General features: G+C 73.4%; 12 protein-coding genes. 10 read left to right on the plus strand and 2 right to left on the minus strand.

Annotated elements, in window-relative coordinates:
• Positions 1–45 precede the first annotated feature (45 nt).
• On the plus strand, positions 46–1,023 hold the full coding sequence (locus ACQUFX_RS27310; RefSeq protein WP_428963085.1) for a ketopantoate reductase family protein: 978 nt from the start codon (positions 46–48) through the stop codon (positions 1,021–1,023).
• Positions 1,024–1,308: 285 nt separating this feature from the next.
• On the opposite strand, the gene ACQUFX_RS27315 is transcribed toward ACQUFX_RS27310, so the two are convergent.
• Complete coding sequence (locus tag ACQUFX_RS27315; RefSeq protein WP_428963086.1) at positions 1,309–2,238, minus strand: NmrA/HSCARG family protein; 930 nt, start codon at positions 2,236–2,238, stop codon at positions 1,309–1,311.
• Between the two features lie 104 nt (positions 2,239–2,342).
• Here ACQUFX_RS27315 and ACQUFX_RS27320 point away from each other — a divergent pair, with 104 nt between their 5' ends.
• Together ACQUFX_RS27320 and ACQUFX_RS27325 are read left to right on the plus strand one after the other, a co-directional pair.
• Positions 2,343–2,933: a TetR/AcrR family transcriptional regulator gene (locus ACQUFX_RS27320; RefSeq protein WP_428963087.1), complete on the plus strand. Its 591-nt coding sequence runs from the start codon at positions 2,343–2,345 to the stop codon at positions 2,931–2,933.
• A 401-nt stretch (positions 2,934–3,334) separates the two neighbouring features.
• The gene (locus ACQUFX_RS27325; protein WP_428963088.1) at positions 3,335–6,376 is read left to right on the plus strand and encodes an AfsR/SARP family transcriptional regulator; all 3,042 of its coding nucleotides are present in this window, start codon (positions 3,335–3,337) and stop codon (positions 6,374–6,376) included.
• Between the two features lie 99 nt (positions 6,377–6,475).
• On the opposite strand, the gene ACQUFX_RS27330 is transcribed toward ACQUFX_RS27325, so the two are convergent.
• Positions 6,476–6,667, minus strand: a complete 192-nt coding sequence (locus ACQUFX_RS27330) for a hypothetical protein (RefSeq protein WP_428963089.1) — start codon at positions 6,665–6,667, stop codon at positions 6,476–6,478.
• 192 nt (positions 6,668–6,859) lie between these two features.
• On the opposite strand from ACQUFX_RS27330, the gene ACQUFX_RS27335 reads away from it, so the two are divergent.
• The 7 genes from ACQUFX_RS27335 to ACQUFX_RS27365 all read left to right on the plus strand — a co-directional run bounded on the left by ACQUFX_RS27335 (position 6,860) and on the right by ACQUFX_RS27365 (position 12,611).
• Positions 6,860–7,696, plus strand: coding sequence for a hypothetical protein (locus tag ACQUFX_RS27335; protein WP_428963090.1), 837 nt, complete (start codon positions 6,860–6,862; stop codon positions 7,694–7,696).
• Between the two features lie 149 nt (positions 7,697–7,845).
• Entirely contained in the window at positions 7,846–8,097 is a 252-nt protein-coding gene (locus tag ACQUFX_RS27340) for an acyl carrier protein (RefSeq protein ID WP_428963091.1), read from the plus strand.
• 100 nt (positions 8,098–8,197) lie between these two features.
• Positions 8,198–8,569 (plus strand): ectoine synthase, encoded by a 372-nt coding sequence (locus ACQUFX_RS27345; RefSeq protein WP_428963092.1) that lies wholly within the window; start codon positions 8,198–8,200, stop codon positions 8,567–8,569.
• Positions 8,570–8,640: 71 nt separating this feature from the next.
• Positions 8,641–9,555 carry a pseudouridine-5'-phosphate glycosidase gene (locus tag ACQUFX_RS27350; RefSeq protein WP_428963093.1) on the plus strand — a complete coding sequence of 305 codons (915 nt, stop codon included), beginning with the start codon at positions 8,641–8,643 and terminating at the stop codon, positions 9,553–9,555.
• Complete coding sequence (locus ACQUFX_RS27355; RefSeq protein ID WP_428963094.1) at positions 9,552–10,247, plus strand: HAD family hydrolase; 696 nt, start codon at positions 9,552–9,554, stop codon at positions 10,245–10,247. Before ACQUFX_RS27350 ends, ACQUFX_RS27355 begins: the two co-directional genes overlap by 4 nt.
• Positions 10,248–10,254: 7 nt before the next feature.
• Positions 10,255–11,826, plus strand: a complete 1,572-nt coding sequence (locus tag ACQUFX_RS27360) for an MFS transporter (RefSeq protein WP_428963095.1) — start codon at positions 10,255–10,257, stop codon at positions 11,824–11,826.
• On the plus strand, positions 11,823–12,611 hold the full coding sequence (locus ACQUFX_RS27365) for a maleate cis-trans isomerase family protein (RefSeq protein WP_428963096.1): 789 nt from the start codon (positions 11,823–11,825) through the stop codon (positions 12,609–12,611). Before ACQUFX_RS27360 ends, ACQUFX_RS27365 begins: the two co-directional genes overlap by 4 nt.
• The last annotated feature ends 12 nt before the right edge of the window (positions 12,612–12,623 follow it).

Raw genomic sequence — 12,623 nt, forward strand, 5'->3', positions numbered from 1 at the left:
TTTCTAAGTGGAGGTCGTCTCCAATTATAGGGTACGAGGTGCGGCGTGAAGATCTTGATGTTCGGCCGGGGCGTGATTGGCGCGACGTACGGGTGGGCCCTGGAACGGGCCGGGCACCACGTCGAGTTCTACGTCCGGCCGGGCCGGGCGGCGGCCTACGGGGAGGCGATCGACCTCGAACTGCTCGACGCGCGGCGACGGCCGTGGGGCAAGCGCGTCACCGAGCGGTGGCCGGTGCGCTACCGCGAGTCCCTGGAGCCGGACCACGACTTCGATCTGATCGTGCTGAGCGTGCAGCACTACGCCTTCCCGGAGGCCGCGGCCTTCCTGGGGCCACGCGTGGGCGGGGCCACGGTGCTCGTCTTCAACAACCTGTGGGTCGAGCCGTCGACCGCGACAGAGCATCTCCCCGCCGACCAGGTGGCCTGGGGTTTCCCCGGGGCCGGCGGCGGCTTCGGCGACGACGGTGTGCTGCGGGTGGCCCTGCTGCCCGTGGTCTTCGCCGGCACTCTCGACCGGCCGCCGACCGAGCGCGAGCGGGCCGTACGCCAGGTGTTCCGCCAGGCGGGGTTCCGGATCCGGGAGAACGCCGACTTCCGTGGCTGGCTGTCGATCCACTTCGTTCAGAACGCGGGCCTGCACACCCAGAGCCTGAAGCGGCGCTCAATGTCCGGGTGGACGACCGGCGCCGTCCGCGAGGCGATCCTCGCCACCCGCGAACTGCTACCGCTCGTCGAGGCCCGGGGCGTCGACCTGCGGCGGCATCGCAGCGACCTGCTGCCCTACACGGCGCCCCTCTGGCTGGCGGCACCGGCACTCGCCTGGCTGTTCCGGCACTTTCCGCCGGCACGCCGGGTCATGGAGGCGCACGCGAACCCCGAGGAACTGCGCGCCATCTGCCGCGACACCCTGGCGGAAGCCCACAGGCTGGGCGTGGCGGCGCCCCGCCTGGCGGCGGCCGAGCCCTACTTCGCCCGGTCGCCCGACACCGAGCCGGGGCGGTGGCGGCCGGCCGTCGGGTGATCCTCCTCTGCGTCGCCGTACCCCGGGCCGGGGAGCACCCGGCCCGGCGGCGGCAGCGTCAGGTGAACACCGCCCCGGCGCCGGGCGTACTGCTCACCGTGAGATCCCCGGCGGGGGCTGCGCCAACTTCCGGGCGATCGCCGGTCCCAGCCCGCTGCCGCCGGTGGCCCCCCACGATCTGCCGCAGCCGGTCCGACCCGGCCTTCGCCGACCGGCTTCGCGACGCCGTCACCTGCCTGGAGGAGAAGGGCTACCGGGCGCGCGTCGGCCCGGCCGGCCCGCCAGTCAGGCGGTGGGGCCCAGGTGGGTGCTGGCCCACTCCTCGAAGCTGGTCAGCGGGATGTCGAGTGCCCGGGCGTACGCGGGGCGGGCGGGCTGGCCCACGACGTTCAGGTAATCGTGGGAGGCCCCCATGCTCGGCATCCCGGCGGCGAAGGCCTGCTGTTCGGTCATCTCCGGCGCCCGCAGCGGGGTGCCGAGGGCGCGGGAGAGGATCTCGGCGATCTCGGTCATCGACAGGTAGTCGCCGGCCAGTTCCAGTTCCACCCGGTGGAACCGGCTCGGGTCGAGGAAGGCTGCGGCGGCGGCCCGGCCGACGTCCTGCGCGGCGACCAGGGAGAGCCGGGTGTCGGGTCGCAGGACGCTGACCAGGCCTCCCTCGACGCCACGGGGAAAGAGGAAGGCCATCGAGGGGGTGAAGTTCTCCATGAAGAAGCCAGGCTTCAGGTGGGTCCAGTGCGGGAAGTCGGCCGCACGGAGCCGGTCGGCGATGGCGGCCTTGGCCCCGAGGGGCCCCTCCAGGGCGGGCCAGCGACCCTCGGCCCAGCCGGGGATGTCGGTGTGCTGACCCGCTCCGGAGACGGAGCTGTACACGAACTGCGGCACACCGGCGGCCTTCGCGCCCTCGATGAGGTTCACCCCCTGGGTCACCTCCCCGGCGAAGTCGAAGCCCGTCTTCTCCGTCCAGGCCGGCATCTGGACGGAGAAGACGGCCCGGACCCCCTCGGCGGCCCGGACCAGGGATTCGCGGTCGTCGAGGTCGCCGGTGACCAGGTCGGCGCCGAGGGCGCGAACCCGCTGGGCCCGGTCGGTGCCCGGGTCGCGGACCAGGGCCCGGACGGGGACGCCCGCCGCGAGCAGTGCCCGGGTGGTGGCCCCGCCCTGCCGGCCGGTGGCACCGGTGACCAGGACGGGTGCGGATGCTGCTGGGGACATGGGCATGCTCCTCGGCACTCGACACGAAACGGCGGGGCCCGCCGTTTTGCGTGAGAGTACGATACGGCGGGCCCCGCCGTTTAGGCAAGCTCGGAGAGGACGCCATGCCTGACCACCAGCGCGCCGACGCCCGGCGCAACTACGCGCGGATCCTCGCCGTGGCGGAGCGGGAGGTCGCCGCCCATGGCGCCGGTGCCTCCCTCGAACAGATCGCCCGTACCGCCGGGGTCGGCTCGGCGACCGTGCGCCGGCACTTCCCCACCCGGCGGGCACTGCTGGAGGCGGTCTCCCACGCCCGGATCGAGGCGCTGTGCGAACGGGCCCGTGACCTGACCGGCCGGGCCGACACCCGGGCGGCGCTGCTGGCGTGGCTGGACGAGCTCGTCGCGTACTCCGTGTCGGTCCGGGGGCTGGCGGAGGCGCTGTCCTACGACGACGGGGCCGGTGCCGGCCCGGTGCGCCAGAGTTCGTGCGCGGCGGTGCTGGAGGAGGCGGCGGGCCCGTTGCTGCGGGAAGCCGAGCAGGCCGGAGCGGTGGTGGCGGGGGTCACCATCGCCGACCTGATCGACCTGATCGTCGGCATCACCCTGGCCACCGAGCACCACCCGGACCCGGCGACCCGGGCCGACCGGCTGTTCCGGCTGGCCGTCTCGGGGGTGATCCCTGAGCCGACCCACCCGTCCCCCGGCCGGTGAGGGGCGAGCCCTTCCGGCATCGTCTCGGGCGGACCCCGCCCATTGATTGGCGGCGGATTGGCCATCCGGTCCCGTTGCCTTTGTGGTCGTCGCCGGGTGGAGGTCGCCACGGCGCTCCGGTCGTCCGTCGAACGGAGTAAGCGTCCGACGTCGTTCTTGCCGCCGTGCGTCGAAATGATCGATCAATCACGGAAGAAGGCGTCAGCAGTTCGCCGTGTCGTCGCCTCGGTGGGTGTCGAACGGGGTGAACGGGCCGGGCCCGCGCCCCCGTCCCTCGGTCCAAAGAGCACACCCACGTCCGAGAACAGCCAAGGTTATTCATCGTTAATAATCGATATATTGGCGATCGGTGGCGTAGTGTAGACCGGTAGATCACCCACAGCCAGCGGGGGAGAGACTGGATGGGTCTGCGACTACTTGGGCCGGTGGAACTGATCAATGGTGACCGGTCTCTGAACCTGGGCGGAGCCCGCCAGCGGATCGTCCTGGCGGTGTTGGGTCTGAACATCAACCGGGTCGTACCCGTGGGTCAACTCATCGACGCGGTATGGGGTAACGACCCACCCACCACCGCCCGCAGCCAGATCCAGATCTGCATCTCCGCGCTGCGCCGCCTCTTCGAGGACGCCGGCCGGCCACAGGCGATCAGCACCCGCCCGCCGGGATACCTCCTTCAACTGGACACCACCGACGTGGACAGCCTCCACTTCGCCGCGCTGGTCGCCGAGGCCCGCCGGCAGGTGGACGCGGGCACCAGGGCCGACGCCGCCCGGACCCTGCGGACCGCCCTCGCCCTGTGGCGGGGCGACCCCCTCTCCGGGGTGGCCAGCGACCAGGTCCAGCGGGCCGCCACCGTACTGGCGGAACAGCGACTCGCCGCCGTCGAGGAACGCATCCAGCTCGACCTCGAACTCGGCGCCCACCAGGAGACGGTCAGCGAGTTGCAGGGCCTCGTCGGGGAGCACCCCCTCCGCGAGCGGCTGCACACCTTCCTCATGCTCGCGCTCTACCGGTGCGGACGCCAGGCCGACGCGCTCAAGGCCGCCCGCCACGCCCGCACGGTCTTCGCCGACGAACTCGGGCTGGACCCGAGCGAGGAACTGCAACGCCTGGAACGGGCCATCCTGCAACGCGACCCGGCGCTCGGGGCCACCGACGAACGACCGCCGGCCGCCGCGCCCGCACCGACCCCGAAGTGGACACCCCCGCAACCGCGCGGCGGCCCGATGGTGGTGCTGCCCCGCCAGCTTCCCGCCAGCATCACCGACTTCGTCGGCCGGGAACGGCAGCTCGACCGGATCTGCCGGCTGCTCGCCCGGGATCCCGACGGCGACCAGACGACGGGCCACGGCATGCCCATCGTGGTCATCTCCGGCATGGCCGGGGTCGGCAAGTCCAGCCTCGCCATCCGCGCCGCCCACGAACTCAGCGACCAGTACCCCGACGGCCAGCTCTACGCCGACCTGCGCTCCTGGGACCGGCAGGACCACACCGCGAAGCTGCTCGCCCGGTTCCTGCGCGCCCTCGGCGTCACCGGCTCGGCCATCCCCGACGGCATGGAGGAACGCGGCGAGCTGTACCGCAGCATGCTCTCCGGCAAACGGCTGCTCCTGGTCCTCGACGACGTCCCGCCCGACATCCAGCTCCTGCCGCTGCTGCCCGGCAGTTCCTCCTGCGCGGTGGTCATCACCAGCCGGGTACGCCTCACCGGCCTGCCCGGCGCACGCCAGGTCGACCTCGAACTCTTCGACCTGACCCAGTCGCTGGAGATGCTGACCGCGATGGTCGGCCCGGACCGCGTCGCCGCCAGCCGCGACGACGCCGCCGAGCTGGCCACCCTCTGCGGCGGACTGCCGCTGGCCCTGCGCATCACCGGCGCCCGGCTGGCCTCCCGCCCGCACTGGCGACTGGGCGGGCTGGTGCACCGCCTCCGGGACGAGGCGAAGCGGCTGGACGAGTTCGTCCACCACGGCCTGGAGCTGCGCTCCAACATGGAACTCGCCTACCGGGGCCTCGACGGCGCCGCGCAACGGCTGTTCCGGCTCTGCTCGGTGATGCGGGCCCCCGACTTCCCGAGCTGGACCGCCGCCGCCCTGCTGGACAGCAGCACCTTCGAGGCCGAGGACATCCTGGAGGGCCTCGTCGACGCCCAGCTCGTCGACACCGTGCAGTACCCGGACGCCGCCCCGCGCTACCGACTGCACGACCTGATCCGGGTGTACGCGGCCGAGAAGCTGGCCGAGACGGAGACCGACGAGGAGCCTACGGCGGCGCTGAGCCGGGTGCTCAGCGGCTGGCTGGCCCTGGCGGAGGAGGCGCACCGCAGCACCTACGGCGGCAACTACACCACCCTGCACGGCACCGCCCCCCGCTGGATCATGGAGCATGCCGACGCCGTCGCGTACCTCGGCGACCCGGCGCACTGGTGGGAGACGGAACGGCGGGCCCTGATCGTCGCCGTCCGGCAGTCCGCCGACGCCGGCCTGGCGGAGCTCTGCTGGGACCTGGCCCTGACCTCGGTCAGCCTCTTCGAGGCCAAGGGGTACTTCGACGACTGGCGGGAGTGCACCACCACCGCGTACGGCGCCGCCGAGCGGGCCGGCAACCGGGTCGGGATGGCGGCGATGCGGTACTCCCTCGGGACCCTGTACATGTTCCAGACCCGGCTCGCCGACGCGGACGCCTGCTTCACCACCGCGCTGGAGATCTTCACGGCCGAGGGCGTGGAGTACGGCGGCGCGCTGGTGCTGCGCAACGCCGCGCACATCGACCGACTGCGCGGCGACACCGCGTCGATGCTGGCCAAGTACGCGCGCTCCCTGGAGATCATGCGCCGGGTCGGCGACCGGATCGGCGAGGCGCACATCATGCGCAGCCTCGCCCAGCACCGGATGGACGACGGCGACCACCGGGGGGCGATCGAACTGCTCGACCAGGCCCTGACCATCTGCCGGGAGACCGGATGCCTGCGCGTCGAGGCGCAGGTGACGCACCGGTTCGCCGAGGTCTACCTGGCCACCGACCAGATCGAGCTGGCCCGGCAGGCCCTGCACCGGGTGCTGCGCATCGTGCGGGACACCGGGGACCGGATCGGCGAGACCCACGCCCTGTACGGCCTGGGTCTGCTCCGGCACCGGGAGGGTCGGCCGGACAACGCGACGATGATCCTCACGCACACCCTGGAGCGGGCCCGCCAACTCGGCGAGCGGCTGGTCGAGGCCCGTGCCCGGTACTCCCTCGGCGAGATCGCCCTCGCCACCGGCCGGCTGACCGCCGGGGTGGCGCACCTGCGCTCGGCCCGTGAGCTGTTCGAGCAGCTCGGCTCCACGGTCTGGCACGAGCGGGCCTGCTCGCTGCTGGCCGAGGCGGCCCTGCTCTCCGACGACCCTCCCGACGACGGCGCCGCACCCGGCCTGACCCGGCAGATCCCCCTTCCGGCGTAGCCGCCCCGGCCTCCGAGGCCACCGCGCTCCGGTGGCCGGCCCACCGACGTGGTCGAGGGGCAGCCCGCCCGGGCTGCCCCTCGACCACGTCGGGTCAGATCACCAGTGGGTGTCCGCCACGCACACCCCCAGCTCCGCGCTCCAGTGCGTGTCCTTGGGGCAGACCTCGGTCGCCAGCGAGCTGTCCGCCCCCGAGCCGCCGACGGCGGCGCCGATGCCGAGGATCGCGGCGAACGCGGCGGTGGCGAGGACGGACGTGACGGTGGTGACGAACGTGCGGGTGACGGACATCTTCGTTCCCTTCGGGGTGTGGTCTCCGCCGTGGCGGTGTGCCATCACCAGACCGTCGGCCGCTATCGAGCCGGCCTCCGATCGTTGTTCGAGATCCGGTCGACGTCGATAGCTCTTCGAAGGCGGCCCGATAGGAACCGCGCCCACCGTGTGGATCGCAGCAGCCGACACGACCACCGGAGGGACCGTCCGATGGACAGCCTCATTCCCCGCTCATGTGCCGATCCGCTCCCGGACGGCGACCCGGTGGACCCGGTCGACCTGCTGGCCGAACGGCTGATGACCGGCGGGACGTCCCCCCTGTCGGTGGACATCTGGGACCGGCTCGGGTGCCCCCCGCCGGCCGGCCCGCACCGGGCGGACCAGGCGGTCCGCCACGCCGCGATCCTGGCCGCCCTGGCCGCCCGCCACCTGCTCGGCCCGGAGGTGGTCACGGCCTCGGTCATCGGCCCCCGCCGCGCCGTCCAACTGCACACCCTGATCTTCGCCCGGTACGTCTCCTGGGTGAGCCTCGTGTCGGTCTTCCTCACCGACGGCGCGGCGACCCCGGCGACGGCGGCTGCCGAGCCGACCGCCCCGGCCGGGCCGGTCCTCGACCCGGGGACGGTCGACGAGCTCGACCTCGCCGGCATCACCCTGACCCGGGCCGCCACGCCGGCGGAGTCCGCCTTCGGGGCGAACCTCGTGGTCGTCATCGGGCCGACCGAGCCGACCGGCGGGGAGCAGCGCCCGGGACCGCCACTGCACCTGGCCAGGGGCGCGCTCCTGGTCAACGCCTCCGGCCGCGACCTGCCACCGGCCCTGGCCGCCCAGGTCAACACGGTGTTCGTCGACGACCTCTCCCTGGTCGAGCCGGCCGCCGCGCACGGCCTGGCCCGACCGGCGTACGCCCGGATCCACCCCCGACCGCGCTACCGCCTCGTCGGCGACCTGCGTCAGGTGGTGCTCGGCGAGCGGGTCGGGCGCACCGACCCGGAGCAGGTGCTCCTCGTCGAGCTGTTGAGCAGCGCCATACCCGCGCAGTGCTGACCAGCGCCACACCCGTACCGCGCTGACCAGCGGTGCCCCGCAGACCGCCCCGCCACCGCGCAGGGCAGCAGCACCCGTCACCCACCCCGGTGATCCCCCTCGACACCGCCGCCCGGCACCCGCCGGCGGCCCGGCGACAAGGAGCCCCGATGTCCCACGAAGCCGAGATCCGGCAGTTCGTCGTCACCGCGTTCGCCCCCGACATCCCCGTCGACCAGCTCCCGGCAGACCTGGACCTGCTGGACACCGGGATCGTCGACAGCCTCGGGCTGCTGCGCCTGATCGCCTGGGTCGGCGACCGCTACCACATCCCGATCGAGGACCAGGACATCTCGCCCCTGCAGTTCAGCTCGGTGACCTCGATCGCCGCCTTCGTCGAGGGCGCCCGCAGCCTCGTCTGACGCCGCCCACCCCGCACGCCCACCACCGGTACGTCCCCGTCCCCGTGCGCGGCAGCGCACACCTCCGTCACCAGCCGTCAGCGACAGAAGGGCAACCATCATGATCGTCAAGACCAGGTCCGAGGTTCCGGCCGTCGACTGGGGCAACGGCACCAGCTTCCGGCTCCTCGTCGAGCAGGACAACATGGGCTTCGCCGTCGCCCACACCGTCGTCGCGGCCGGCTCCAAGTCCCCCCTGCAGTACCGCAACCACCTCGAGGCCTGCTACTGCATCTCCGGCCGGGGCCGGGTGATCGCCGACGGCGTCACCCACGAGATCGAGCCCGGCATCCTCTACGCCCTCGACCAGCACGACGAGCACTTCCTGATCGCCGATCCGGAGCAGGACATGGAGCTGATCAGCGTGTTCAACCCGCCGCTGCGCGGCGACGAGCGGCACAACTTCGACGCCAACGGGTTCTCCGAGTACTGACGCGGCCACGGCGCGGGCGGAGTCCGCCCGCGCCGGCCCGGCCCCACCCACCCCCTGACGAAGGAGCACCGATGAACGAGTACTTCTCGCTCTCCGAGGAGGTCGCCGACGCGCTGGCCGACCGGCGGCCCGTGGTGGCCCTGGAATCCTCGGGCGTGGTCCACGGCCTGAGCTACCCGCTCAACCTGGACACCGCGCTGGACATCGACAAGACCATCCGGGCCGGCGGCGCGGTACCCGCCCGGACCGGCATCGTCGACGGCCGGTTCGTCGTCGGCATGTCCGAGGAGCAGGTGGCGCTCTTCGCCACCACCCCGGACGTGCCGAAGGTCAGCACCCGCGACATCGGCCCGACGCTGGCCGGCGGCGGCCACGGCGGCACCACCGTCTCGGCCGCCCTGGTCGCCGCCGCGCAGGTCGGCATCGACGTCTTCGCGGTGGCCGGCATCGGCGGCGTGCACTTCGGCGCGGAGCGCAGCTTCGACATCTCGGCGGACCTGGTGGAGTTCACCCGGCACCGGATCGCCGTCGTCTGCGCCGGCGCGAAGTCGCTGCTGAACCCGGCGCTGACCATGGAGTACCTGGAGACCCTCGGGGTGCCGGTCGTCGGCTACCGGTGCGACGACTTCCCGGCGTACTACAGCGTCTCCAGCGGCGTCCGCAATCCGCGCCGCATCGACGACCTGACCGAACTGGTCGACGCGATCCGACTGCACTGGGCGGTCGGCAACGACGGCGGGTTCCTCGTCACCCACCCGATCGACGACCTGGACGCGCTGCCCGCCGACGAGGTGTACGCGCTGGTCCGCGAGGTCCAGGCCGAGGCGGAGGCGAGCGGGGTGCAGGGGCCGGCGATGACCCCGTACATCCTGAGCCGGGTCTCGGCGGCGACCCAGGGCCGCACCGCCGCCGCGAACCGGTCCGTGCTGCTGTCCACCAGCGCCGTCGCCGCCGAGGTCGCCGTCGCGCTGCGGGAGCGGTCGTGACCACCGCGATCCTCTTCGACGTCGACGGCACCCTGGTCGACACCCCGGGCGGAATGACCACCGTCCTGCGCGCGGTGGTCACCGAGCACGGCCGCACCGCCACCGACGAGCAGCTCCGCCGTACCGTCGGCCGGCCCCTGGCCGCCTCGTTCGCCACCCTCCTCGCGGTGCCCGCCGACCACCCCGAGGTGGCGCGGGCCGCGAACCGGGCCCGGGAACTGTTCACCGAGACGGTCATCCCGACCGCCGCCCGGCTGGTCTTCCCCGGCGTCCCCGAACTGCTCGCCACCCTGCGGGACCGTGGCCACCCGCTCGGGGTGGTCACCAGCAAGGTTCGACCCAGCGCCGTCGAACTGTTGGCCGCCACCGGGCTGCTCGACGCCTTCGACACCCTCGCCTGCCACGGCATGACCGAACGCGGCAAGCCGCACGCCGACCTGGCGCTGCTGGCCGCCGACGCGCTCGGGGTGCCACCCGCGCGCTGCATCGTCGTCGGCGACGCGGTGGACGACGTCCGGATGGCCAACGCCGCCGGGATGACCGCATTCGGCGTCACCACCGGGGTGGCCAGCCGGATCGAACTCCTGCTGGCCGGTGCCGGCGCGGTCTTCACCGGCCCGGCCACCCTCGGCCCGGCGCTCCTGCTCAGCCCCGCTCCCCGTTCCGTGACCCTCGACCTCAGCCAGAGGTGATCCGACCATGTCCCGCACCACCCGCTCCGCGCCCCTGCCCGGCACGTCGGCGTCCCCCGCCGCCACGCTGGCCATCCTGGCGATCGCCCAGTTCCTGATCGCCCTCGACTACTCCATCGTCTACATCGCCCTGCCCCGCATCGGCGACGAGTTCAGCCTGACCGAGAGCACCATTCAGTGGGTGGTGAGCGGGTACGCCGTCTTCTTCGCCGGCTTCCTGATCGCCGGTGGACGGGCCTCCGACCGGTTCGGCCCCCGCAACCTCTTCATCGTGGCGATGGCGGCCTTCGGGATCGCCGCGCTCGCCGGCGGCCTCGCCACCGCCCCGGCGCTGTTGCTGGTCGCCCGCGCGGTGCAGGGCATCGCCGCCGCCGCCCTCCAACCGGCGGTCATCGCCCTGATCAACACGTCGTTCGCCGCCGGGCCGGCCCGCAACCGGGCCCTGGGTGTCTGGGGTACGGTCGGCGCCTCCGGCCTGGCCGCCGGGGTGGTGATCGGCGGTCTGCTGAGCACCGTCTCCTGGCGCTGGGTCTTCCTGATCAACCTGCCGCTCGCGCTGATCTGCGCGATGGGCGCGCCCCGGCTGCTGCCCCGGCTGCGGGCCTCGGTCACCGGACACGGTCAGCTCAACCTGCCCAGCGCGGTCCTGTGCACCGGCACCGTCCTCGCCACCGCGCTCGCCCTGACCTGGGCGTCCAGCCACGGCTGGACGTACGCCGGCACGCTCGGCGCGTTCGCCGTCGCCGCCGTCGGGCTGGTCGGCTTCGTCCTGCGGGAGCGGCACAGCGCCCAGCCGCTGGTCGACCCGCTGCTGCGGCGGACCCGGTCGCTGCTGGTCGGCTGCGGGGCCACCGCGCTCTACATGGCCAGCGTCGGCAACCAGTTCTTCGTCCTCACCCTGCTGTTGCAGCAGTTGCGCGGGTACGGCCCGATCGCGGCCGGCATGGCGTTCCTGCCGATGGCGGTGGCGATCGCGGTGGCGAACTCGGTGGCCCCTCGGATCGTGGCCCGGATCGGCGTCCGGGCGGCGCTGACCCTGGCCTTCGTCGGCAACGCCGCCGGCCTGCTGCTGCTGGCCGCCCAGGTGCACGGCGACAGCTACCTGATCCACCTGCTGCCCGGCCTGCTGATCACCGGCTTCGCGCACGGCGTCACGTACGTGTCGATGTTCATCGCCGGCACCGCCGACGTGGACGACCGCAACCAGGGCACCGGCAGCGCCCTGATGACCACCGCGCAGTACATGGCCGGTGCCCTCGGCATCGCCGTCCTGGTGCTGGTGCTCGGCACCGACCCGGGACCGGGCAGCTTCGGCGCGGCCTTCGTCACCACCGCCCTGGCGGCCGGTGCCGGCGCGGTCCTGGCCTGGTTCGGCCTGCCCCGACGCGGGAGGACCGGCACCCCCGCACCGGCCACCGCCGACTCGCCGGCCACCGCCACGGCGTCGGTGGCCGACGCCACCCCGGGCGTCGGCGTCGACCCGGCGGCGGTCGGGTACCGGCCGGACCCGGCCGACGGCGACCGGGCCGACCGGATGCCGCCCGCGATGGCCGCCCCGGTCGAGGGGAGCCGGCCGTGAGGGCCGCGGCCTGGGTCGCCCAGCTCGGCGTGCTGGTGGTGCACAACGACCCGGTGGTGGAGGCGGAACTGTGGGGCCGGGCCCCCGCCGGGGTCACCGTGCACGCCGCCCGGTTCGAGAGCCCGACCAGCACCGGCGCCGAGTACACCGAGGAGACCTGGCAGCGCCTGATCGCCCAGCCGGACGTCCGGCGGGGACTGGTGCAGCTCGGTCAGATGGACCTGACCGCGATCTGCCTCTGCTTCGCCTCGGCGAGCTTCTTCGGTGGCCCCGAGTTCGACGCCGGCTTCGCCGCCGCCGCGACCGACCTGGCCGGTGGCACCCCGGTCTACACCGCCGGGGAGGCGATCCGGGCCGGACTGGCCGAGCTGGCGGTCCGCCGCCCGCTGGTGCTGGTACCGCCGTGGTTCACCGAGCCGACCTTCGCCGCCACCCGGCGGTACCTGGCGGCGGGCGGGTTCGAGGTGGCCGGGCTGCTGCACTACCGGCTCGACGACGACTGGGACGGGGTGGCCCGGCACCGGATCTTCGACCGGGGTGGCCGCTGGACGGTCGACCCGGACGAGGTCTGCCGGCAGGTCGGTGCGCACTTCCCGGCGGAGGCCGACGGGGTGCTGATCCCCGGCAGCGGATTCCGCTCCTGGGACGCGGTGGCCCGGCTGGAGGAGACCCTCGGCGTCCCGGTGGTCACCTCCAACCAGGCCTGCCTGCGCCGACTGTTCACCATCGCCGGTCTCGAACCGGCCGTGCCGGGCGGCGGTCGCCTGGTCGACGCCCACGCCTGACCCGGTCCACCC

It is taken from the genome of Micromonospora fluostatini (assembly GCF_050410825.1).
In the GTDB taxonomy this organism is placed as follows: Bacteria; Actinomycetota; Actinomycetes; order Mycobacteriales; family Micromonosporaceae; genus Micromonospora; species Micromonospora rosaria.

Excerpts from the sequence above, each read along its gene's own strand:
- ACQUFX_RS27350 (WP_428963093.1), top strand. The coding sequence starts at position 8,641 with ATGAACGAGTACTTCTCGCTCTCCGAGGAGGTCGCCGACGCGCTGGCC.
- ACQUFX_RS27335 (WP_428963090.1), top strand. The coding sequence starts at position 6,860 with ATGGACAGCCTCATTCCCCGCTCATGTGCCGATCCGCTCCCGGACGGC.
- ACQUFX_RS27325 (WP_428963088.1), top strand. The coding sequence starts at position 3,335 with ATGGGTCTGCGACTACTTGGGCCGGTGGAACTGATCAATGGTGACCGG.
- ACQUFX_RS27320 (WP_428963087.1), top strand. The coding sequence starts at position 2,343 with ATGCCTGACCACCAGCGCGCCGACGCCCGGCGCAACTACGCGCGGATC.
- ACQUFX_RS27330 (WP_428963089.1), bottom strand. The coding sequence starts at position 6,667 with ATGTCCGTCACCCGCACGTTCGTCACCACCGTCACGTCCGTCCTCGCC.
- ACQUFX_RS27345 (WP_428963092.1), top strand. The coding sequence starts at position 8,198 with ATGATCGTCAAGACCAGGTCCGAGGTTCCGGCCGTCGACTGGGGCAAC.
- ACQUFX_RS27315 (WP_428963086.1), bottom strand. The coding sequence starts at position 2,238 with ATGTCCCCAGCAGCATCCGCACCCGTCCTGGTCACCGGTGCCACCGGC.
- ACQUFX_RS27360 (WP_428963095.1), top strand. The coding sequence starts at position 10,255 with ATGTCCCGCACCACCCGCTCCGCGCCCCTGCCCGGCACGTCGGCGTCC.
- ACQUFX_RS27340 (WP_428963091.1), top strand. The coding sequence starts at position 7,846 with ATGTCCCACGAAGCCGAGATCCGGCAGTTCGTCGTCACCGCGTTCGCC.